General features: G+C 54.1%; 17 protein-coding genes. 7 read left to right on the top strand and 10 right to left on the bottom strand.

Annotation, left to right across the window (positions count from 1 at the left end):
- The 4 genes from AQ981_RS19405 to sgrT form a co-directional block, all read right to left on the bottom strand.
- Complete coding sequence (locus tag AQ981_RS19405; protein ID WP_058913404.1) at positions 1-564, bottom strand: DJ-1 family glyoxalase III; 564 nt, start codon at positions 562-564, stop codon at positions 1-3.
- Positions 565-799: 235 nt separating this feature from the next.
- A complete protein-coding gene (locus tag AQ981_RS19400; RefSeq protein ID WP_058913403.1) occupies positions 800-3,232 on the bottom strand; it encodes a formate C-acetyltransferase/glycerol dehydratase family glycyl radical enzyme in 2,433 nt (810 codons plus the stop codon).
- A gap of 6 nt (positions 3,233-3,238) precedes the next feature.
- On the bottom strand, positions 3,239-4,138 hold the full coding sequence (locus tag AQ981_RS19395) for a glycyl-radical enzyme activating protein (RefSeq protein ID WP_058913402.1): 900 nt from the start codon (positions 4,136-4,138) through the stop codon (positions 3,239-3,241).
- 257 nt (positions 4,139-4,395) lie between these two features.
- Positions 4,396-4,614, bottom strand: coding sequence for a glucose uptake inhibitor SgrT (sgrT, locus tag AQ981_RS28190; RefSeq protein WP_249226350.1), 219 nt, complete (start codon positions 4,612-4,614; stop codon positions 4,396-4,398).
- A gap of 812 nt (positions 4,615-5,426) precedes the next feature.
- Here sgrT and AQ981_RS19385 point away from each other — a divergent pair.
- Positions 5,427-6,521 (top strand): NapC/NirT family cytochrome c, encoded by a 1,095-nt coding sequence (locus AQ981_RS19385; RefSeq protein ID WP_058913435.1) that lies wholly within the window; start codon positions 5,427-5,429, stop codon positions 6,519-6,521.
- A 24-nt stretch (positions 6,522-6,545) separates the two neighbouring features.
- On the top strand, positions 6,546-8,990 hold the full coding sequence (locus AQ981_RS19380; protein ID WP_058913400.1) for a trimethylamine-N-oxide reductase 2: 2,445 nt from the start codon (positions 6,546-6,548) through the stop codon (positions 8,988-8,990).
- 175 nt (positions 8,991-9,165) lie between these two features.
- On the opposite strand, the gene AQ981_RS19375 is transcribed toward AQ981_RS19380, so the two are convergent.
- Positions 9,166-9,660 carry a GNAT family N-acetyltransferase gene (locus AQ981_RS19375; protein ID WP_058913399.1) on the bottom strand — a complete coding sequence of 165 codons (495 nt, stop codon included), beginning with the start codon at positions 9,658-9,660 and terminating at the stop codon, positions 9,166-9,168.
- 511 nt (positions 9,661-10,171) lie between these two features.
- Between AQ981_RS19375 and AQ981_RS19370 the strand changes: the two genes are divergently transcribed.
- The 3 genes from AQ981_RS19370 to yjiA all read left to right on the top strand — a co-directional run bounded on the left by AQ981_RS19370 (position 10,172) and on the right by yjiA (position 14,394).
- Entirely contained in the window at positions 10,172-10,408 is a 237-nt protein-coding gene (locus AQ981_RS19370; protein ID WP_058913398.1) for a biofilm development regulator YmgB/AriR family protein, read from the top strand.
- A gap of 551 nt (positions 10,409-10,959) precedes the next feature.
- Positions 10,960-13,110, top strand: a complete 2,151-nt coding sequence (locus AQ981_RS19365; protein ID WP_058913397.1) for a carbon starvation CstA family protein — start codon at positions 10,960-10,962, stop codon at positions 13,108-13,110.
- A gap of 312 nt (positions 13,111-13,422) precedes the next feature.
- Positions 13,423-14,394, top strand: a complete 972-nt coding sequence (gene yjiA / locus AQ981_RS19360) for a GTPase (protein WP_058913396.1) — start codon at positions 13,423-13,425, stop codon at positions 14,392-14,394.
- Between the two features lie 91 nt (positions 14,395-14,485).
- On the opposite strand, the gene AQ981_RS19355 is transcribed toward yjiA, so the two are convergent.
- The 3 genes from AQ981_RS19355 to AQ981_RS19345 all read right to left on the bottom strand — a co-directional run bounded on the left by AQ981_RS19355 (position 14,486) and on the right by AQ981_RS19345 (position 17,372).
- Entirely contained in the window at positions 14,486-14,926 is a 441-nt protein-coding gene (locus tag AQ981_RS19355) for a hypothetical protein (protein WP_154675958.1), read from the bottom strand.
- A 385-nt stretch (positions 14,927-15,311) separates the two neighbouring features.
- Complete coding sequence (locus AQ981_RS19350) at positions 15,312-16,142, bottom strand: phosphoenolpyruvate hydrolase family protein (protein WP_058913394.1); 831 nt, start codon at positions 16,140-16,142, stop codon at positions 15,312-15,314.
- 15 nt (positions 16,143-16,157) lie between these two features.
- Complete coding sequence (locus AQ981_RS19345) at positions 16,158-17,372, bottom strand: Tm-1-like ATP-binding domain-containing protein (RefSeq protein WP_058913393.1); 1,215 nt, start codon at positions 17,370-17,372, stop codon at positions 16,158-16,160.
- Positions 17,373-17,599: 227 nt separating this feature from the next.
- On the opposite strand from AQ981_RS19345, the gene AQ981_RS19340 reads away from it, so the two are divergent.
- Both AQ981_RS19340 and AQ981_RS19335 read left to right on the top strand, forming a co-directional pair.
- Complete coding sequence (locus tag AQ981_RS19340) at positions 17,600-18,223, top strand: TetR/AcrR family transcriptional regulator (RefSeq protein ID WP_249226349.1); 624 nt, start codon at positions 17,600-17,602, stop codon at positions 18,221-18,223.
- Between the two features lie 44 nt (positions 18,224-18,267).
- Positions 18,268-18,840 carry a sugar O-acetyltransferase gene (locus AQ981_RS19335; protein WP_058913391.1) on the top strand — a complete coding sequence of 191 codons (573 nt, stop codon included), beginning with the start codon at positions 18,268-18,270 and terminating at the stop codon, positions 18,838-18,840.
- A 464-nt stretch (positions 18,841-19,304) separates the two neighbouring features.
- Here AQ981_RS19335 and AQ981_RS19325 read toward each other — a convergent pair whose 3' ends face one another.
- Positions 19,305-19,949 carry a LuxR family transcriptional regulator gene (locus AQ981_RS19325; RefSeq protein ID WP_082683225.1) on the bottom strand — a complete coding sequence of 215 codons (645 nt, stop codon included), beginning with the start codon at positions 19,947-19,949 and terminating at the stop codon, positions 19,305-19,307.
- Between the two features lie 1,443 nt (positions 19,950-21,392).
- A complete protein-coding gene (locus tag AQ981_RS19320; RefSeq protein WP_071608951.1) occupies positions 21,393-23,903 on the bottom strand; it encodes a fimbria/pilus outer membrane usher protein in 2,511 nt (836 codons plus the stop codon).
- Positions 23,904-23,965 lie beyond the last annotated feature (62 nt).

Here is a 23,965-nt window from a genome sequence, read left to right as displayed (position 1 = left end):
TTAGCGCGGCCACGGGTAATAGATATGTTCCGCGTGTTCACGCGCCGGCGCCTCATCGCCCAGCAGCCGGGCGGCGACGGTAAAGGCAAAGTCAAACACCAGGCCAAACCCCTTACCGCTAATCAAATTGCCGTCCTCCACGACCGGGGCATCCACCCAGGTACCGTCGCCGACGTTTTGCCACAGATCGCCGGAACAGGCATAGCGCCGTCCTTTCAGCAGGGCATTGCCGCCCAGCACCCGCGCCGCCGCCGAACAAATCGGGCAGATCAGCTTTCCCTGTTCGTCATGACGCCGCACAAAATCCAGCACCTGTTCATCCCGGGACAAAAACTGACTCCCCTGCGGGCCGCCCGGCAGAACCACCGCATCCCAGGTCTGGCTGGCCACATCGCGCAACAGCGCGTCGGCAGTCACCATAATGGCGTGATAACTGGTCACCGCCAGGGCGTCGTTACAGGACAACATGTCCACCTGTATATTCAGACGCCGCAAAATATCAATAATGATGATGGCTTCCCCTTCCTCAAAGCCAGGCGCTAACAGTACCGCGACCTTTTTCATGTTGTCCTCCCGTGTTTTGATGATGACCACCAGCTTAACGCGCCGCGGGAAGGCTAGCCGTTAGCCCATTCACAAAATGAACTATTGTTTTATTTTTAAAGATATCAGGTTTTAAGTCAAAACCGGATGCGCGGAGGTGAAGGCGTATAGCTTTATTAATGGCAAAGGCCAGAAAACGGGTTTCTGGCCTTTGGCTACCGGGGAAGCAGATCTTTTTCCTGCTGCTGTCGGCAGATTACAGGGTATGCTCGGTACGGGCGATAATATCATCCTGAGTATCCGGCGAGAGCGCGGTAAAGAAGGCGGAATAGCCCGCCACGCGCACCACCAGATCGCGATACTGATCGGGATGTTTCTTCGCCTCCAGTAGTGTCTCGCGGGAAACGATGTTGTACTGAATATGCCAGCCTTTATGAACCTCAAAGAAGGTACGTAGCATAATCATCAGTTTCTGGCGATCGCTGGTGTTGTCCAGGGTACTGGGGCTGAGTTTCTGATTCAGCAATACTCCGCCAAGAATTGAGCCGGTCGGCAACTTCCCGACTGAGCTTATCACCGCCGTCGGCCCAAGATGGTCGGTCCCGGAGGCCGGGCTGGCCCCTTCCGCCAGCGGCGTTTTCGCTTTACGGCCATCCGGCGTCGCCATGGTCTGGGCGCCGAACGGTACGTTAGCGGAAATCGATGAGGTGCCGGCGTAATAATTACCGCCGACCGGGCCGCGGCCATAGCGCGGGTTGTGGTAATTTTTCAGCTCATCAATATAGGTCTGGTAGGCGCGGGCCAACAGCGCATCCACCGTGTCGTCGTCATTACCGTATTTGGGCGCGCCATTGACCAGACGCTGGCGCAACTGTTCGTTACTCAGTCCGTCAAAGTCTGCCGCCAGCGCCGCCGCCAGCTCCTGCTGGCCGATAGCTCCCTGTTCAAAGACCAGTTTTTTCACCGCCGCGAGGCTGTTGCCCAGGTTGGCGATCCCGACCTGCAGGCCGGAAACCCAGTCATATTTCGCGCCGCCCTGCTTGATGCTCTTCGCGCGCTCAATGCAGTCGTCCACCAGCGCCGAGCACAGAATGTCATGGGCATTCTCCTCGAGCATGGTATCGACTACATATTCGATCTCAATCGATTTGCGGGTGTAGTAACGAATCTGCCGATCCCAGGATGCCAGTACCTCATCAAAGCCGCTGAAATTGCCCTTTGACAGCGCCTGCGCCTGGGGCAGGAAAACCTTACCGCTGGTAGCGTCACGCCCCTCTTCCAGAGTCGCCAGCATCACCCGGGCAAAGTTAATAAAGCTCATCCCGGTACAGCGATAACCCCATTTGCCGCCTACCGCGGTTTCAATACAGCCGATCGCCGCGTATTCGTAAGCGTCTTCCGGCTCCACGCCCAGTTTAATAAACTCGGGGATGACAATTTCATCGTTATTAAAGGCCGGCATGCCGAAACCACAGCGAATCACCTGCACGCAGGCATCGAGGAAGTCATCGCCGATCCCGGCATGGTAGCGCACGCTGAGGTTTGGCTGGGTTGAACGCAGGCGGCCGCAGGATTCGAGAATGGCATACGACAGCGGGTTGACCGCATCGACGCCTCTGCCGTTCACCAGTTTCTGGCCGCCGATCGTGACATTCTGGTACAGCGGGCTGCCCGCCGAAGCTTTGGAGTGAGAGCCGGAGCGGATTTTGTTCACTTCCAGCAGTTTCAGCCAGCAGCTGTGCAGCATTTCAATAGCCTGCTCGCGGCTGATACGCTGCTCCAGCTCCACATCCCGGCGGTACCACGGATACAGATACTGGTCCATACGGCCAAAAGAGACCGAATGACCGTTGGATTCAATCTGCAACAGTAGCTGGATGAAATAGCACAGTTGCAGCGCCTGCCAGAAGGTTTGCGGCGGTTGATGGGCGATAACATCGCAGTTAGCGGCGATCGTCAACAGCTCCGCCTGACGCGCGGCGCGCGTTTCGGTCTGCGCCATCTGGCGCGCCAGGTCGGCAAAGCGCTTAATATGATCGCTGACCGCCGCCAGGGTAATATCAATGGCCTTCAGGAACTGATCACCGTGTAGATCCTCCAGAACCGTCAGGTTGATGCGCGAGCGGCGTTCGGCAACTTTTGCACGCAGACCGTCGAGCCCTTTTTCCAGCAGCAGCGGGAAGTTCACCGCCAGATGCGCGTCGCCGGAAGTCATATTCCCTTCGGCTTTAATAATGCCGGTTTCGAGAATAGCCTTCTGCTCGTCAGTAAACATCCCGTAGCAGCGATCCTGTACCGTCTGGCCGCGCCACCACGGACATACCTCGTGCAACACCCGCTTATTCTCTTCGCTCACCGAAAAACCGGCCCCCGGGCGATCGGCCAGAGCGTCAATCTCTTTTTCAATCCACGAGACCGTGTATTCCGGGAAGATCGGCGCGGCGCGGACTTCGCTGGCCTGGTTGCCGACGATCAGTTCGTCGTGCTTAATCCAGATAGTACGCTGCGCCAGATGATAGGCCAGCGCCAGCGCGCGGCGCACCGGCAGCGGTTTATCCATATTTTGCTGATAGATCCTGGTGTAGTGCTGCGCCCGCTCAGTACATACCGGTGGCTTAACAATGTGTACCAGGGCATTTTTATGCGCCTGAATACGGTCGCTCAGGGTGTCGAGTTTCAGGGTCGTCATTCTCTTTTATCCTCTTAAAGTCGCGATCAGGCCTTTTTGGTGGGCGTATGACTGAGCAAAGGCAAGGAGTTCCGGGTTATCCAGCGGCTTATCCGGCGCCCGATAAGGCTGGTTAAGCAACTGATATTTATTCATTCCCAGCGTGTGGTACGGCAAAAAATGGATCTCGCCGACCCGCAATTCATCGGCGGCGAAATCAGTAATAGCTTTAATTGAGGTTTCATCGGCATTGAATCCCGGGATCAGCGGGACCCGAATCACCAGCGATTTTCCCGCCGCAACCAGCCGGCGTAGATTGTCGAGTACGCGTTTCGCAAAGCCATCGGTCCAGGCGTTAAACCGCTGTTCATCAACGTGTTTGAGATCGGCGAGGAACAGATCGATATAGGGTAGCGACGGTTCGATATAGCGCCAGGGGACATGGAGACAGGTTTCCACGGCGGTATGAATCCCCTCTTCATGGCTCTGGCGAAGAAGCCGTTGCGCCAGTTGCGGGTTCATAAAGGGTTCGCCGCCGGACAGGGTAATGCCGCCCGCGCTGCGTTCGTAAAAGGGTTTGTCGCGGCGTACCGCAGCCATAATTTGTTCTGGATCCTTCTCTTCCCCGCATACTGTTAGCGCCTGACTCGGGCAGCAGTTTTCCAGCGCGGCAAGATGGTCCGGCGTCACCCGCTCCCGGTAGATAACCAGCCCGTTCAGAGTGCGCTCCACCACTTGCGGCGCGGCCTGCTGGCAAAGATTGCAGCCTTCCAGGCACAGACGCGCGTCAAACAGTAACTCCTGATGTCGGGAGCGGCTTTCCGGGTTCTGGCACCAGCGGCATCCCAGAGAGCACCCTTTCATGAACACCACGGTACGAATTCCGGGGCCATCGTGCGTGGAGTAGCGCTGGATATTGAAAATCATCGGGCCGACCTCCTTTATTGCGTATGAAGATTTAATAACTTTCGAAAGAAAGTAACTTTGATTTCAGTCAATATATGAATCCCCATATCCGGGACATGGGATAAACTCTGCTGAAGGTCACACTTTTCCGGAATTGGCGCGAAAAACGCCTCGCTGATGTCAGTGCTGAAGAGGAATGACCGATACAAAAAGGCCGGGAAAGGAGAGTTCTTGCGCAGTAAAGCGAGTGCCGGCCCTGACAGGGAGGGCCGGACAGGTCAGAGATCGCCAGCCTGTACGCGGTCGGAGGCTGAACGGTTATCGGCGCCCGGTAATGAATTTTCCCCTACACAGTGCGCCGGTTGCCACTGCATAATGTCATTCAACAGGCAGTAACGCTGTTCAGCGCTGAGCAGCGCGCCCACCCACCCGGGCAGACGTTCGGTAGCGGAAAAATAGCGTTTAAAGAACGACTGCATAGTGACGTTATTCATCATATCGCTCCTGAAAATAGGATTTTGCCGGCCAGACGCACGCTTTGCGCGTCATCCCGAATGAAGAAGTCAGCCATTAGCGCTGCACGCCTGCCTGTCCCATCCACAACGACACTATGGCAATAAATAAGGAACAGATAAATAGATGAATTTGTCCTTTAATCATCCCCTTTTATTACGCGCCAGACTCGTCCCGCAGGCCCTGCCGACGGTAAAGAGCGATTCATTGCGCACTTTGCCCACCGCCAGAATAGCGGTACCGCCACCTCAGCCTCCCCCTGAGATGCCATCGCGCTGGCAGAGCCAGTGGACATTGCACGTTATCTGTCGGCGAAAAGAGGATTGATATCAGGAAAAAATTACCGCACGACCTCCTCTTTTCAGGGTTTTATTGCGACATCGCCTCGATCATATTCTCCGGTACGCTCTGCCAGGCGGCAGAATATCTGCCTTCCGCCAACGCTATATAAATTATTTTATTGCGATGGGCTATTTTCTCTACCCCGAGAAAATTCTCAGAAAAATACCCAAATCGCTATCGTTATGCATTTAAATACATAACGAAAATTCCTCAGAAAAGATAAAAACCGACAATAAATGAAGCTATATAAATAAATCCCACGCAAGCATTAATCTTTTAACCAATTGTTTTTATTGATTTTCTAAAAATTAAAAATAAAAGTGCGACCTAATTCTGAATTGTTCATGCTGCTCATGATCAATATCCGTTAACTTGATGAATATCAATACCCCACGCAGGGTGCTTATTTATTGTCTACCCATTAATGAGTATTTTTAATTCCAGGGAAGAAAAAGTGAGAAAAATAAATAAAACTCTCGCATTGATGATGACGCTGGGCGCCATTGTCGGCGTCGCGATCGTTTTAGCCACCCAGTGGACAATGCATAAAACATCCAGTACCGAGTTTTGCCTTTCCTGCCATACCATGCAGGCGCCTTATGAAGAGTACACCGGGTCAGTGCATTTTCAGAACCAGAAAGGCATTCGCGCCGAGTGCGCGGACTGCCATATACCGCAAAGCGGAATGGACTATCTGGTCACCAAACTGGTCGCCTCAAAAGATATCTACCACCAGTTTATTAGTAAAAAAATTGATACCCCGGAAAAATACGAAGAGCACCGTCTGGAGATGGCGCAAACCGTCTGGGCACAGCTGAAGGCCAATGATTCTGCCACCTGTCGCAGTTGCCACAGTATGGACGCGATGGATCTGGAGGCGCAAAGCGCCGACGCGCGCAAAATGCACGAAATGGGTATTAACGAGCAACAAACCTGTATTGATTGCCATAAAGGCGTGGCCCACTTCCCGCCAGAAATCAAAATGGACGACAGCGCGCTGACCGCGCTGGAAGCGCAGGCGGCTTCAGTACCGGCATCGGCCAAAGAAGTTTATGTGGTACGCAACGCCAGCCTTGGCGATTTGGGGACCATCTACCCAGCCACGCAAATGAAAGTCCTCAGCAGCGCAGGCGCCAGCCGCGAAGTCGAAATCCGCGGCAGCCAGATGCAGGGGACCGAGCAGATTATCTACTACGCCGCCGGCCAGCGACTGGTACTGGCTTCCCTGAGTGAAAAAGGCCAGCAGGCGGTGAAACCGCTGTCCGACTGGCAAGCGGACGACTACGGCAACCAGTGGCGCGACGTTGCTCTGCAGGGAACCTGGAACGCGCCGGCTCTCGCCGACCGGGAACCGATGTGGGACTACGCCCGTAAGCTCGACAACGTGTACTGCGCCGGCTGCCATGCGCCTATCCCGGCCAGTCACTTTACGCTCAATGCCTGGCCTTCGGTGGCAAAAGGCATGGGGGCGCGCACCAATATCAGTGACAGCGAACTGGATATCCTGAGCCGTTACTTCCAGTACAACGCTAAAGACATGAAAAAATAAGCGACTTTATTTCCAGGAGGATCCATGAATCTCACAAGACGAGACTTTATCAAAACGACCGGGGCGGCAACCGGCACGCTGGCGATTTCGTCCGCGCTCCCGCTACCCGCATGGGCAGACGCCGCCAAAGGGGGCGCGATCCTGACCGCCGCCCGTTGGGGAGCGCTGTACGTGGAAGTGAAAGACGGCAAAGTGGTCTCTTCCACCGGAGCGCTGCCCAAAACGGTTCCCAACTCCCTGCAGCAGACCGGGCCGGATCAGGTACACACAAACGCGCGCATCAAATACCCGATGGTGCGCAAAAGCTACCTCGAAAACCCCGGCAAGGCGGACGGTAAGCGCGGCAGCGATCCCTTTGTCCGCGTCAGTTGGGAACAGGCACTGAAGCTGATTCACGAACAGCATAGCCGGATCCGCGACAGCTACGGTCCCTCCTCTATTTTTGCCGGTTCTTACGGCTGGCGCTCCAGCGGCGTGCTGCATAAAGCGCAGACCCTGTTGCAGCGCTACATGAGCATGGCGGGCGGCTATGCGGGTCATACCGGGGATTATTCCACCGGCGCCGCTCAGGTGATCATGCCGTATGTGGTTGGTTCAGTAGAAGTGTATGAGCAGCAGACCACCTGGCCGATGGTGCTGGAGCACAGCCAGGTGGTAGTGCTGTGGGGGATGAACCCGCTCAACACCCTGAAAATCGCCTGGAGCAGTACCGACGAACAGGGGCTGGAGTATTTCAATCTGCTGAAGAAATCCGGCAAGAGCGTTATCGCCATCGACCCGATGCGTTCGGAAACCATTGAGTTCTTTGGCGACAATGCGACCTGGATTGCCCCGCATATGGGCACTGACGTCGCAATGATGCTGGGGATCGCCCATACCCTGGTGAAGAAAGAGCTGCACGACAAAGCCTTCCTCGATAAGTACACCACCGGCTACCCACAGTTCGAAGAGTACCTGCTGGGCAAAAGCGACAACGTCGAAAAAACCGCGGCCTGGGCTGCGGATATCTGCGGCGTTCCGGCGGAACAGATAGAAAAACTGGCGGAGATCTTTGCCGGCAATAAGACCATGATCATGGGCGGATGGGGAATTCAGCGCCAGCAGTATGGCGAACAGCGCCACTGGATGCTGGTGACCCTGGCGGCAATGCTCGGGCAGATTGGTACCGAGGGCGGCGGTTTCGGTTTCTCCTACCACTATTCGAACGGCGGCGCTCCCACGCGGGTAGGCGGTGTGTTGCCGGCCATCTCCGCGCAAGTGGAAGGCGGTTCTTCGGCAGGCAATGACTGGGCGGTATCCGACGCGGTGATTAGCTTACCGGTGGCGCGCATTGTTGAAGCGCTGGAAAATCCCGGCGTGAAATACCAGCATAACGGCAAAGAGCAAACCTTCCCGGATATCAAAATGATCTGGTGGGCCGGCGGCGCCAACTTCACCCACCACCAGGACACCAACCGCCTGATCAAGGCCTGGCAGAAGCCGGAGCTGGTGGTGATTTCCGAGTGTTACTGGACCGCGGCCGCTAAACACGCCGATATCGTGCTGCCGATTACCACATCGTTTGAGCGCAATGACCTGACGATGACCGGCGACTACAGCAATATGCACCTGGTGCCGATGAAGCAGGTCATTGAGCCGCAGTTTGAGTCGCGCAATGATTTCGATGTGTTTGCCGATCTGGCGGAAATGCTTAAGCCGGGCGGGAAAGCAGTCTATACCGAAGGTAAAGACGAGATGGGCTGGCTGAAGCAGTTCTATGACGCCGCCCAGAAAGCGGCCCGCGCCCAGCGCGTCGCCATGCCGGCGTTCAACGCCTTCTGGCAGCAGAACAAGCTGATTGAAATGCGCCAGAACGAGAAGAACGACAAGTATGTCCGCTATGCCGATTTCCGCAGCGATCCGGTGATGAACCCGCTGGGAACCCCGAGCGGCAAGATTGAGATCTACTCAAAAACTATCGAAGGGTATAACTACAAGGACTGCCCGCCGCACGCTTCATGGATTGAGCCGGACGAGTGGAAAGGGTCTGCGGATAAAGATCAGTTGCAGTTACTGACCGCCCACCCGGCGCACCGCCTGCACAGCCAGCTCAACTATGCCTCGCTGCGTAAAGAGTACGCCGTTGCCGATCGCGAACCGGTTACCATCCATCCGGATGACGCTAAAGCGCGCAATATCGCCGATGGCGATCTGGTGCGGGTATGGAACGATCGCGGGCAGGTGCTGGTCGGCGCGAAGATCAGCGACGGTATTAAACCCGGGGTTATCTGTATCCATGAAGGCGCCTGGCCGGACCTGGAGAACGGTATCTGTAAAAACGGGGCCGCCAACGTCCTGACCTCGGATATCCCGACCTCGCGTCTGGCGAACGGCTGCGCAGGTAACTCCGCGCTGGTGTATGCCGAAAAATACCAGGGCGCAGCGCCGAAGCTCACCGCCTTTGACGAGCCGGAAATCGTTAGCGCGTAAATAAGTACGCTTCCGCTCGATCAACCCCGAACGTTGCCAGCCAACCAGTAGGGGTTTTTTATTGCCGCTTCGCGCTATCAACGCCCTTCCCGCAGCCAGAAAACGCCGGACCAATACTGTCCGGATTTTGCACAATAATCTGCGGTGGCGCGCCTGTTGCCAGCGCTCTGCTGCCTCACAGAATCATCATCATCTCATGCCACGACATTCCGCCGTGATCGGAATCAGAGGGTTTAATATAGGCAAAACCGAATTTCTTATATAAATCAATGTGACGGGTTTTACACATCAGGTGAATGGTTTGCTTTCCGGCGGCGCGCATCTGCTCAATAAACCGCTGCATCAGCAGGGTTGAATAGCCTTTGCCCTGCCAGGCGGGGTCGATAACTACCGACATAATCACCACGTGCGGCGCTGCCGGATCGTGCCCCACCAGCTCTTTGAAAGACTCATCGGACATGACAACTTCCCGGGCGCATCCGCTGTTAATAAAGCCGAGCAGTATCCCGCCGGCTTCCATAACCAGAAATCCTTCCGGATACCGGGCAATACGGGTGGCAATCTTTTCCCGGGTCGCCGCCTCGTCCCCTTCATAAGCGGTTGACTCAATCTCGTAGCAGCGATCGACATCCCCACCGCGAGCCGCGCGAAATTGCGGCGTTAATAACATATTTCCCTCCTGGCGATATGCGCTATCGGGATCAGATTTTAGCTGGAATCAATAAAATATCACCGATGCCCCGGCCGCTATTTTACACTCCGGGCAGATAAATCCCTGTCCCGGGTCGCTGGTATTGTCCTGGCCGAAAAATAAAAAAAACTGACGCCGCGAGACTCCGCCGCCATTCACCATAATGTCATGTTTTTACAATAATGAGTTCATGGTTTTAGCGTCTGATATGACGTGACGGCGATCTCAAATAGCACGAATTGATAAAGCATGAATTTTACAGCCCAGGGACGATACACTAATTTTTTAATGTTGTGCTTTGTCTTTGCCTGACGCCGGCTGTCGACCGGTCACCCATACGCGAAATTCCTGTTGCTGTCTCCGGTTTAGCGGATGATGTTGCTGATGCTGCGGCTTCGGCAAATGGATGAGCTGTCCCGGGAGTTTACTGACAGTCACAATAATCGCGTATTGATGAACCTGAAAAACATCAACTCTAAGGGTCAAAACAATGAATACCTCATTTACTCAAAAAAGTACCCATCGCATCCCTGCGGAGTTCATTCCTGAATCCGCGCTGCTGAAGATGATCGAGAACGATATTCGCGCCCGCAACGGCGAAGTCACTGAAAGTGCAGTCATTCATCAGTTGATGCTGATGATTAAGCAAGAACAGAACGTTATCCTGTGTGATATCTATCGCCAGACCCTGGAATTCATGATCCAGGAGCATCGCATCGCCAGCTAATGCTGCGCCAGTATTACCCCCACGCCACTGCTTTATGTTGTCTTCTGTAGACGAATATGTCTCCTCTTCGGCATCAGCGGATTTCCCCGTGCCGAAGAGTTTTTTCTTTGTGGGTCCCATAGCGGTAACCCCCGCGCCCGTTTACCCCTGATGATCCGCCCGGTACTGGCGGCATGCTTCCACGTTGCCTCCTGTTCTCACCGGAGATAACCTCATCCGGGATAACAAACAGCCGGTAAAGTTAACGCTTGTTTTGCCATCTACATCACATCCTGATCGCGCTGATATTTAACTACCATGGCTTTAATACGCCATTTAGCGTGACAAACATCACGTTTTTCAGGGCATTGCCGCTGATTGCCAACCGCTCAGCCACATCCGTGACCGCTTACCTGTGCATATAACCGCTTAGCCATTTTCCCGACCGCCCGAAGGGCCATTGCGGGATCATGGCTATGGTAGTCGTCATTTATTTCCTCAAAAAAGATACCCAACAGCTACACATCTGGGCAGCCACGGCTGTTCGTTACTGTTTGACAAGTAGGTCTTTTATGAACAACAACAGGATATTCAAGCACATACCCTGGGTGATTCTTGGAATCATCGGTGCTTTCTGTCTGGCGGTCGTCGCCTTACGGCGGGGTGAACACGTAAGCGCGCTATGGATTGTGGTCGCTTCCGTTTCCGTTTATCTGGTGGCTTATCGCTACTACAGTCTCTACATCGCCCAAAAGGTGATGAAACTCGATCCCACTCGCTCCACCCCGGCGGTCATTAATAATGACGGCCTGAACTACGTCCCCACCAACCGCTACGTGCTGTTTGGCCACCACTTCGCGGCCATCGCCGGCGCGGGCCCGCTGGTCGGCCCGGTACTGGCGGCGCAAATGGGGTATCTGCCCGGTACGCTGTGGCTGCTGGCCGGGGTGGTACTGGCCGGCGCGGTCCAGGATTTTATGGTGCTGTTTATCTCTTCACGCCGTAACGGCGCCTCTCTGGGTGAGATGGTTAAAGAAGAGATGGGCCGGATTCCTGGCTCCATTGCGCTGTTCGGCTGCTTCCTGATCATGATAATTATCCTCGCCGTCCTGGCGTTGATCGTGGTGAAAGCGCTGGCGGAAAGCCCGTGGGGGGTCTTTACGGTCTGCTCAACGGTGCCGATTGCCCTGTTTATGGGTATCTATATGCGCTTTATTCGCCCGGGCCGGGTGGGTGAAGTTTCCGTCATTGGTATTGTGCTGCTGGTTGCCTCCATTTACTTCGGCGGCGTTATCGCCCATGACCCGTACTGGGGTCCGGCGCTGACCTTTAAGGACACCACCATCACCTTTACCCTGATCGGTTACGCTTTCGTATCCGCTCTGCTGCCGGTATGGCTGATTCTGGCGCCGCGCGACTATCTGGCTACCTTCCTGAAAATCGGCGTTATCGTTGGTCTGGCGCTGGGCATCGTGATCCTCAACCCGGATCTGAAAATGCCGGCGGTGACTCAGTACATCGACGGCACCGGTCCGCTGTGGAAAGGCGCGCTGTTCCCGTTCCTGTTTATCACCATCGCCTGCGGCGCCGTTTCCGGCTTCCACGCGCTGATCTCCTCCGGCACCACGCCGAAACTGCTGGCCTGTGAAACCGACGCCCGCTTTATTGGTTACGGCGCGATGCTGATGGAGTCTTTCGTAGCGATTATGGCGCTGGTGGCGGCTTCTATTATTGAGCCGGGGCTGTACTTTGCCATGAACACCCCGCCGGCGGCGCTGGGTATCACCATGCCGAACCTGCATGAGCTGGGCGGCGAAAACTCGGCGCTGATCATGGCGCAACTGAAAGACGCGACTACCCATGCGGCGGCCACCGTCAGCTCCTGGGGTTTTGTTATCTCCCCGGACCAGATCCTGCAAACCGCCAAAGACATCGGTGAGCCTTCAGTGCTCAACCGCGCCGGCGGCGCGCCAACCCTGGCGGTAGGTATTGCGCACGTGTTCCATAAAATCATGCCGATGGCGGATATGGGCTTCTGGTACCACTTCGGTATCCTGTTTGAAGCGCTATTTATCCTCACCGCGCTGGATGCCGGCACCCGCTCGGGTCGCTTTATGCTTCAGGATCTGCTGGGTAACTTCGTGCCGTTCCTGAAGAAAACCGACTCGCTGGTCGCCGGTATTATCGGCACCGCCGGCTGCGTCGGTCTGTGGGGCTACCTGCTGTATCAGGGCGTGGTCGACCCGCTGGGCGGCGTGAAGAGCCTGTGGCCGCTGTTCGGTATCTCTAACCAGATGCTGGCCGCCGTGGCGCTGGTACTGTGTACCGTTATCCTCGTGAAGATGAAGCGTACCCAATATATCTGGGTCACCGTGGTACCGGCCGTCTGGCTGCTGATCTGCACCACCTGGGCGCTGGGCATGAAACTGTTCAGCACCAACCCGCAGCTCGAAGGCTTCTTCTATATGGCCAGCGAGTACAAGGCGCGCATTGCCGCCGGCGGTGAACTGACCGCGCAGCAGATTGCCAACATGAATCATATCGTGGTCAACAACTATACCAACGCCGGCCTGAGCATTCTGTTCCTGGTAGTGGTATACAGCATCATCTTCTACGGTTTCCGCACCTGGATGAAGGCGCGTAACACGAAAGAACGCACCGATAAAGAAACGCCGTATGTGCCGGTGCCAAAAGAAGGGATTAAAACCTCTTCCGGGCACTAAGCCGCTACGTGAGTCAAACAGGCCCCACTCCGGTGGGGCCTGAGATAGATGACAAACCACTCTCACCGCCGAACTTGCCGATATCACCCGATAGCCAACAAGCAAAATCAATATATTGATTGTCGGCTGATAACCACCAGGGAGGAAAAACCACGCTTTTTCGCCCTTTGTGAATAACCTGAGGTCCCACTCCGTTGAGGCCCGATCTTATCAGCGCCGGCGATGTCTGGTAACGTAAGCCGCAGAACCGATTATAAGTACCCATTTCGCGACAGAGCGCCGCCCTGCCGCGTCAGTGACAGGAGATACCCCATGACACCGATTGCCGTTACGCTGTTAACCGGCTTTCTCGGCGCCGGAAAAACCACGCTGCTGCGCCATATTCTTCATGAACAGCACGGCTATAAGATAGCGGTGATCGAAAACGAGTTTGGCGAAGTACCGGTTGATGACCAGTTAATTGGCGATCGCGCCACGCAGATCAAGACGCTGACCAATGGCTGTATCTGCTGTAGCCGCGCGAACGAACTGGAAGATGCGCTGCTCGATTTGCTCGACGGCCTGGACAATGGCCGTATCGCCTTCGACCGGCTAATCATTGAATGCACCGGCATGGCCGATCCCGGGCCGATTATTCAGACCTTCTTCTCTCATGAGGTGCTGTGCCAGCGCTACCTGCTCGACGGCGTTATCACCCTGGTGGACGCCGTTCACGCCGATAAACAGATGGATCAATTCACCATCGCCCAGTCCCAGGTTGGCTATGCCGATCGGATTCTGCTGACCAAAACCGACATCGCCGGCGACAGTCAGCCGCTACGCGAGCGTCTGCAGCGTATCAACGCCCGGGCGCCGCTCTATCCGGTGGTGCATGGCGCTATCGATCTCGGGCTGCTGTTTAACGTCAACGGCTTTATGCTGGAGGAGAACGTGGTCGCGCCGCAACCGCGCTTCCACTTTATTCCTGACCGCCAGAACGATATCTCGTCCATCGTGGTCCAGCTGGATTACCCGCTGGAATTAAGCGCCGTTTCGCGGGCCATGGAGAATCTGCTGCTCGGTTTTGCCGATAATCTGCTGCGCTATAAAGGGATGCTGTGGATTGCCGATCAGCCGAAGCGCCTGCTGTTCCAGGGTGTCCAGCGTCTGTACAGCGCCGACTGGGATCGCGAATGGGCAGCAGAGGAAACGCCGGGCAGCACCATGGTGTTTATCGGCATTCAGTTGCCGGAACAGGAGATTCGCGCGGCGTTTGCTGACCTGGCGCCACGCCAGGACGCCTGATACATCACGGCTGGCGCCTGACGCGCCAGCCTATTAGCGCGGGGCTTACGCATTATCGCGCCAGACGCCCGCGATGTATCGATCCTTCCAGTTACTGCGTCAGCTCACTTTCTAATCCGGAGCCGGCCTGCAGTTGAAATCCTTTCTGCAGTTCTTCCATTAACAGATGAGAAATCGTGTTACAGGCGTAATTCACCTTGAACTGATAATAAGGGGTGATGGTATCGGTGATTGAACCGCTCAAATTATTAGCCACCGAGGCATAGAATTTGGCGTTCTGGATACTGACATACAGCTCATTAACCTGATTAATATATTTCCCCTGCCCCAGTTTCGACAACTGTTGGGCTTCAAACAGGCAGGTTTTTAACTGCTGCTGTACGAGGGCGTCAGATGCTACGGTAGCTGGCGCAGTGCTTTCGGAAACCACCGGAACATGCATACGCGGCGTGACCGTTGATTTTTTTTCTGCCTGCATGGTCTGGCATCCCGTCAGGCCCAGTACCAGTAAACACATCCAGTATCTCTTCATAATCAAACCTTATTATTGAGTTCAGGTAATCCGCCCCCGCTGGAGAGAGGAAAGTCGGGCATCCCGACACAGGGGGTCTGCAGAAGGGAAATCATAAGAAAATACACAATAAAACGACACTATTATTATTCAAAAATATCGCAGAGGTTTATTTTTCCTGGTAATAACAGCAATAAGTCTTAAAAAACGCCATAATGGCGACCAAAAAAGCAACAGCTAATGCGTAACAAAGCCGCATGCCATCAGCAAACATAAAACAGCCTGACGGTGCTAATCCCATCCCCTATAACCACGCAGCTTTTAGTCACGGCCGGCAATTAAAAAACCCCGCCATTGCTGGCGGGGCCTGTCTATTGATTTCCTGGTGTTGGCGATATTTTTATTATTAACGTGTAATGTCCTTGAACTGGCGGGTGGTCTGGGTCAGCGCCACTTCGGTCGGCAAACGCTCCATGGAGCTGGCGCCGTAGAATCCATTACAGTCCGGGCAGTGTTGCAGAATATATGCCGCATCCTGCGGCGTGGCGATGGGCCCGCCGTGACACAGTACGATCACGTCATCGCGTACCGCTTTGGCCGCCTGCGCCCAGTCGTTAATCAGCGGTACGCAGTCCTTCAGGGTCAGCGCCGTTTCCGCGCCGATGCTACCGCCGGTGGTCAGCCCCATATGCGGAACAATAATATCCGCGCCGGCTTCAGTCATCGCCACCGCATCCTGCTCGCTAAAGACATATGGCGTCGTTAGTAAGCCCTTACTGTGAGCCAGGCGAATCATATCGACTTCCAGGCCGTAACCCATACCGGTCTCTTCCAGGTTGGCGCGGAAATTGCCATCAATCAGCCCGACGGTCGGGAAGTTTTGTACCCCGGCAAACCCCAGGGCAATCAAATCGTCGAGAAATTTATCGAACTGGCAGAAGGGATCGGTACCGTTAACGCCGGCCAGTACCGGCGTATGTTTCACCACCGGCAGTACCTCTTTGGCCATATCCACCACGATCTCATTGGCGTTGCCGTAGGCCAGCAGACCCGCCAGCGAACCGCGCCCGGCCATCCGGTAACGACCGGAGTTGTAAATCACGATCAGATCGATGCCGCCCTGCTCTTCGCACTTGGCTGACAGCCCGGTTCCGGCGCCGCCGCCAATGATCGGCTCGCCGCGTTTTATCATGTCCCGGAATTTTTCCAGCACCTGCTGGCGTATAAAATGACTCATGGTATCTCTCCCGTCTTAATCGATAATATTCAGAAACTCATCGACGAGACGCCGGGCAAAGGCGCCGTCGTTAATATGGTCATCGGTTTTCACGATCCGCCGCTTGTCGGTCTGCACGACCCGGGCCTCAAGGGTGTCGATAAAGGCGCGCGTCGCCTCGGGATCCCGGAAAGGACCACCTTCGCAATCCAGCGCCGAAAAGCCTTTTTGCGGGATCACGAATCGCACCTCGCCCTCGCACTGGTTGAGCTTTGCGGCGATCCATTCCGCCAGCGCGCGGTTTTCCGCGGGCGTGGTACGCATCAGAGTGACCTGAGGGTTATGGTGGTAAAAGAGCCGGTCCTGGTAGCGGGCCGGAACGGTGGCCGGCGCGCCGAAATTGATCATGTCCAGCGCGCCGCAGGACATCACGCACGGCGTACCGGTGTCGATAATGGCGTCAAAACGCCGCTCGTCGCAGGCCAGCACCCCGCCGAACAGATAATCACACACTTCCGTGGTGGTAATGTCCAGGCAGCCCGCCACCAGCCGCTGGGAAATCAGCTTTTCCATGGCTTTGCCGCCGCTGCCGGTGGCGTGGAAGACCAGGCAGTCAAAGCGCGAATTCAGGAGTTCGGAGGCTGACTGGATACAGGGGGTAGTAACGCCAAACATGGTCAGCGCCACGGCGGGCGCGTCGGCGGCATCGTCATCAACAGAGTGGAACTTCACCGCGCCGGCAATCTGGTTGGCGGCATTGGCAAGGATCTTACGCGAGATCCGGTTCAGCCCTGCCACGTCGGTCACCGAATACATGATGGCGATATCGCTGGCGCCGATGTAGCCGGAAACATCCCCGCAGGCCATGGTAGAGACCATCAGTTTTGGGACTCCCAGCGGCAGTTGCTGCATGGCCGGGGTGATCAGTGCCGTCCCGCCGGATCCGCCAAGCCCCAGCAGCGCGCAGGCGTCGCCGCGAGCCGCCATAAAGTGGCTGAACGCGCTGGCCATCGCGGTAATCGCTTTCCCACGGTCGCCGCAAAACACCGCCTGACGGCCTTGCGGGTGGTAATCCGCCACACATCCGGCGGAAATATCGGCGCCATGCTCCGCCTGAGCATCCCGGGTTGAGAGATCCACGACCCTGACGTTCAACCCCTGCCGGGCGATCAGATCGCGAACGAACAACGCTTCCACCCCTTTGGTGTCCAGCGTGGTTACGACATAAATCCAGCCATTACCCTTATCCATGATGTGCCTCACTGGCTAAACAAAAAATGAGATTGCAGTATCATTACGCTCATATTAGACCCGATTGCCGGCCTTCTGCCATGCCCGTATGACGCTTTAATTCATTTTTGAGACTATAGTCTCATTTTGATGTTATCACTGTTCCACAGACGATACGGATTGCGTAGTGAGCCGCCTGTCAGTTTCTGCTATGATGAAAATGACAGACTTTAAATGAGGTTATCATATTGAATAACAAAGAATTAAATGGGTTAAGCACCAGTAAAAGAATTAAATATAATCTGCTGATTACCCATGCTATGGCGTTATTCGAGCAGGGTAAACTTCCCTCAGTCAGCGAACTGGCGGAAGTTTCTGGCGTTTCGCGCGCCACGGCCTATCGCTATTTTCCTACCCAATCATCGCTGATCGCCGCGGTGGTCGATGAAGTTTTACGCCCGGTCATTGACTGGGAGCCTGCGGCGGAAGAAACCGGTCAGCGGGTCGAAGAGTTACTTAATCACGCCTTCCCGACCATGCTGGCCCACGAAGGAGCGTTGCGCGCCGCACTGCTGATCTCCCTGCAACAGTGGGCCAGCGAGCGGGCGACGGACAGCGGAAACCATGCCAAAACCCGCCAGTCGCACCGCCAAAAAATTCTGGCGCTGGTGACCGCGCCGCTGAAAAAGGATATTGATGATGCGCTCTGGGAAAGGGTCAATCATGCGCTGTCGGTCATCTATGGCTCGGAAATACTGTTAGTACTCAAGGATATCTGGGGGCTGGACAATGAGCAGGTGATGTCCACCACTCGCTGGATGGCCAAAGCCATCCTCAGCCAGGCGCAAGCCGACATGGCAAATCACCGTTAATCACCTTTCCGTAAGTAAGAGACCTGTTCATGCCTGTTTCCTCAATGACTGAAGCCGAAAAAGCCCTGCTCGGGTTACTGTATGACGCTAACGGCGACCCGGCGCTGATCGCCGCGCGTAACAAAGCTAAATATCTGCTGCATCTCTACAATCATACCGATCCGCGCGACAGTGAGAGTCGGGACAGCCAGTTACGAGTCATACTGGGCAAAGCTGGTAGCGGTCTGCTGATCGAACAGCCGTTTTACTGCGACTATGGCAACAATATCGAAGTGGGCGACAACTTCTACGCCAACCATAATCTGGTGATTCTCGACGGTAACCGGGTCACGATAGGTAATAATGTGTTTATCGCTCCCAATGTCGGTATTCATACCGCCGGCCATCCTCTCGATCCGCATCAGCGTAATCAGGGTCTGGAATATGCAAAACCGATTACCATTGGCGATAACGTGTGGATCGGCGCTGGCGTCAATATCCTGCCCGGCGTCACCATCGGCAGTAATACGGTGATCGGCGCCGGCAGCGTGGTAACGAAAAGCCTCCCCGCCTGGGTAGTCGCCGCCGGCAATCCCTGCCGGGTTCTGCGCGCTATTGATGACAGCGAAAAATCATAATCCGCCGCCAGTCATTGAAATGGGTCGGGAATAATCCATCACTCCCGGCGCCGGATTGCGCCTGCGATACGTCTCCTCTCATGGTATTTCAACCGGCGCTGCTCGCCATGGTATTTTTCAGCAAATCTGATATAGCGAAAATAAGCGCGCTACCGGATAAAACATTGCCAGAACCGCAGGATGAAGATGAAGGAAAAAAAGAAGATGCTGGCGACGCAGCGCCGATGGAACAATCATTGAGCGAAAAGTACAGGTATTTATCTTCACCGACTACCTGTTTTTATAGCCGCCGGTAGAAAAACAAATACCTTTTCAGGTTTACGATTCCGGAATACCCTGGTTTATAAATCACTAAAAATATCAATAAATTATAATTTTAATACGCCCCTGACTGACACCGCCGGTTGATTCTTTTTATTGACTGGCTCAGCAAACCCGAAAGCTCAGGGATCAGGCGCCAGTCGTCAGATACGGGCAATCTTTTGTACAGAGCCAGACATCAGAAACCCCTGCAGGCTATGGACCCCAAGCTTGCGGTAGATACGTGAACGGTGCGCATAGATGGTTTTTGGACTCAGTTGCAGTTTCTGAGCAATCGAATCAATACGCCGCCCTTTGAGGATCAGGCGAATGATCTCGCGCTCGCGTTCCGTAAATTCGGAAAACGGCAGTTTCTCGCTCAAATTATCCGGATGACTCGATTTAATAATAAAATCCAGCAGTTTATCTTTTACTTTATTCACCGCAATATCTTTGGACAAAAAACAGTTAGCATTTCCGGGAACGTTACCTTTATTGGTTACCAGCATAATTGAACGAAATACCGCCATTCTTTGCAGCAATTCCAGAATATGTGAATTACCGATCATACGCACATCATAATCGGCAATAAGCAACATATCCTGGCGACGAACTGCATCCTGCAGATCCATCTCAAAAATATCTTTATAACGGATTACACTATAAAAAGTAGAATTATGGCTGATAATCTCCGGCATTAATGTATCCAGAAGATGTTCTACTGCGTTATAAAAGTAGTTATCAGAAGTTATTATAGCAATAGTTGATTCCCTGCAGGCAGGTTCTTTCCTTAATACTACATGAGTCATGATGCAACCTTCTCCAGATAAATAATAATTTCTCTTCCCTTGATAAGCATCATCGTCCCAGAAAAACAGAGAAAAATATAGATTGCGCTTATTCCCCTCCTTCCCGCTTTAACTGAGAACAATCTTAACACCCCGGAAAGCCAGATTCATAAGATTTACTTAAATTCGCATTCAGGACAAAAATGCGTTTTTTACTGGCTTGATATAAAAAATTTACCCGCTTCGTATAACGTATGTTTATATGCCATCTACTGGTTATATTATGGATACGCGGCAAGTTCTCCATCCACTTGCATGACAAGTTAACCCATGAAAATCATTAAAAAATCTTAACAGTCACCAAACCCCCACTAATCAAAAACCGAGAATAATCCTAATTTCACCCCATTAATCCACCAGACAGCAGGGAACTCATCACTCACTGAAATACAAAAACCCGACAAAGATCACAGTAAAACATAATTAACAGCACTCAGGGTCAAAAAATCCCCCAAAAAACAACCAATGAAACAAAAATGTAACATACGCAAAAATAAAAAATAACAAATACGCATGGTATGCCCGGCCTGATTGTTGATTTTTATATTTTTGGCTGACCAGTATCTTCTGCAAGAAATAATAAACAGTGAAAAGAATTCTTTTCCGCATTACAGGCGGCTAAAAATGAGACCAGGCAGTGCTATCAGAACAATCTACCAAAGAATACGCCAGGGGTTTGTTTCAACGTCTCAGGCCGGCCTATAACATGCACTCAGGTTCATTATAATCGAGCCAGCAACAAAAACCATGTTAAGGAAGCGGTGAATAATTCTGATAATAAAAGAAATCAGACTCATATCCTCCAGCGAAAAACCCAAAATAGAATAGTCACATCATGAAATCAAATATTCAGATATTCGGACATCCATAACGCCGGACAATCAGATAACAAATAGCGTAAAATATTGCCCCTCTGAAATTCCTGCAACAATATAGCTGTCGCAATCGATCACCTTCACAAAAAAACGGCTAATTATAGGCAAATAACCATAGCACATGTCATTAATACCAGCATGGTATAAGAATTTTGCTTATTTAAGCATAGTCGGAAGGTATTCAGCTATAACACCTTAATCAATTACCCGGCGGCCAGTCAGGATCCGCAACCAAACGCGCCGGGCGACAAAGAAATAGAGCTTAAGAGCCTATCCCGCCAGGCGTAAATTGGCGCAGTCAGTCTGGACACGGACAGCACGCAGAAACAGGAGATCGCAGGTAGCAGAGGGTCAGTAAACCGGGCACCAGAAGATTGAACCCCAGGCAAATCGGGGACTTCCTGGCCCGGTAGCTTATCTTCCTCATAACGTCGGCCCTCCTGATGACAAAACATCAGGTCAGCATCCACCGGATGTTTTGTGCTTTAAATCACTGCCGGAACCGGCGAGCTCTCCCCGGTCCGGCGAATTAACGGCAGGTCGCCGTAATGGTTGTTATGTTGCCGTTCTCCGGCGGCAGCTTATAACTCAGCGTACAGTTCTCGTCCGCAGCCGCGCCCCAGCGCAACATCAGTTCTCCCGCAGAGTCGCCGAGGCGAGCAAAAATACGCTTGCCCTGGCCCACCACGCCTACCACGTTGTTCTGGCCGTCCAGCACATCGGCGCCAAACGGTACGGAGTCATTACCCTGCAGATGAATCATCACCGGACGGCCCTGGGTAGTACCAAACTTCAGCTTCACCACCGCACCGTTGTATGGCGCCACCTTCTGGCTGGTGTGATCCAGCTCGACGTTGTCGGAAATGCCTTTCGGATCGATGCTGATTTCGTTCATCTGATAGGCGTTCAGATACGGCACCAACGCATAGCCGCGGCTGTCCACCCGAATACCCGGGTATCCGCTCACCGCTGCGCCTTCGGCGCCTTTCGCTTCCAGCAGCGCCAGAGTATCCCCGCTGTACGGCGACAAGGTTACCCCGCCGCTGTGAACTACCGCGGCGCCGCTCATGCCAACCGAATAGCTATGGTAGTTCTTACCCGCGCCGCCGAATGCCTGCAGCGTGGTATAAGGGGTACGCATGGTGACGTTAGCCGTACCGCTGGTTGAACCGCCTTTATTCGAATTTGATGCACTGAGGTTATAGCTCAGCGGTTTACCTTCCAGCGCCGAGCCGCTGACACTGACCTGCTCGCGCAATACGCCGCCCGGATCGTGATTCAGGTTCACTGACATTTGGCTGAACGGGGTCACGTCGCCTAACGGGATACTCAGGTTCAGCATGTAACGATTCTCGAAATCTCCGATACCGTTACGGGTACGACTGGCGCTCAGGCTATAGCTCACCCGACCCAGGCGGTTGGTATAGCCCACCTGGTACTGACGGTCGCTCTCATCGCTGTTCCAGTAATTCTGCTGGTAGGCGCTAATATAAAAGTTCCCCCACCCTTGCGGCAGACTCTGGTTAGCGGTGACGCCGAGCCGGCTTTTAGCACGCCGGATGCTGATGTCGTTACCGCCCTCGTTCTGGGCTTCACGCAGTTGCATCGCGGTCATATAGTCCAGGTAACCGTCAGTGGAGAAGCGATAGGCCGCCACACTGATGTTACTGCCGGTTTGCTGAATATACTGGCTGTATTTCAACTGATAGCTTTGGCCGCTCATATCCCGCCCATGCCCTTTCACCGCTTTTTCCAGCGACGCTTTAGCATGGGTGATATCCAGGGAGAATGCCCCTATCGGCGTACCGACAGCAACACCCACCTGTCCGGCCTGGTAATCCTCGTTCCCCTGTAACCCGGCATAGCTGGTGAACATATTGCTCAAACCGCGGCGGAACGTGAACTCGCCCAGCCAGGGTTCGTTATTCACCCAGCCTTTGCGCAATTTCCCTAACGTCGCGCTGTAGTGGTTAGTTCCCGGACGCAGCAGGTTACTGGTGGAAGCATAAGGAACCGTCTGACGCTGAACCGAACCATCCGCTTCCGTGACAATCACTTCCAGATCGCCGCCATAACCGGTGGGATACAGATCGTTAATCTCAAATGGCCCCGGCGGTACCGTGGTTTCATACAATAACCGGCCCTGCTGGCGGACCTGAACCCGGGCGTTGGTGCTGGCGTTGCCGCGAATCAGCGGCGCATAGCCGCGCTGCGAGTTCGGCAACATCTGTTCTTCATTCGCCAGTTGTGCGCCGCGGAAAGAGACGGTATCGAACATCTCGCCGTTGGTACTGGCGTCGCCCAGCGTCAGACGTCCCTGAATCTGTGGGATATCACGCTGTATATAGGTGTTGAGGTTCTGGTAATCGCTGCCGATGGCATCCTGCCAACTCCAGCTACCGTTATGACGGAAAAACCAGCCGCCAATGTTAAACCCGCCGGACAGACCGGCATAGATATTGTCGGTACTGCGGCCACGGCTTTCGGTGCGATAGTAGTTAGTGGTATAGCTGAACAACCCTGCGGTAATGCCTTTATCCCAGACCGCCGGGTTAACATAGCCACGCGGGTTGCGCACCAGGTAAACCGAAGGAATTTCCAAATCCAGTTGCTGCTCGCCGGTATCCAGCGTCACTTTTGCCTGAGGAATAATATCGGCAATCGCCAGACAGTTATCGGCATCGCTGCCGCGCAATATTTCACGCGCAGAGTCCGACAGCTTGTCCATGTCGAGATCCAGTTGCGTCATGGTGCGCGCCGTCAGGCAGATAGCGCCGACGCGCTGAGGAGGTATTGCTTCCTGAACCGTCACGTCCTGAACGCCGTGGGTGGCGCCATTAATACGCACTTCAGCCCGATAAACGCCCGGTACAGCCTGATTGCGCTCATAGCGGGTAATATCGATTTTTTTCTGGCTTCCCGGGCTCATAAAAGAAGTGTTGAATTCCACTTCATCGGCATCCTGGGCGTAAAGCGGTCCGGAAAGCAATGCAATAGCCACTGCCAGCGGCCTGAGTGTCATTCTGACAGGCAACTTCATAATCAACTCCGTTTCCCGGTAGATTCCTGACGGCCTGAATGCAGGAGCCGGCCGTCAGGCGC

Origin of the sequence: Entomohabitans teleogrylli (assembly GCF_001484765.1) — a bacterium.
GTDB classification, from domain to species: domain Bacteria; phylum Pseudomonadota; class Gammaproteobacteria; order Enterobacterales; family Enterobacteriaceae; genus Entomohabitans; species Entomohabitans teleogrylli.
Note: the sequence above shows the minus strand (reverse complement) of the source record. Positions and strands in the feature narration are given on the sequence as shown.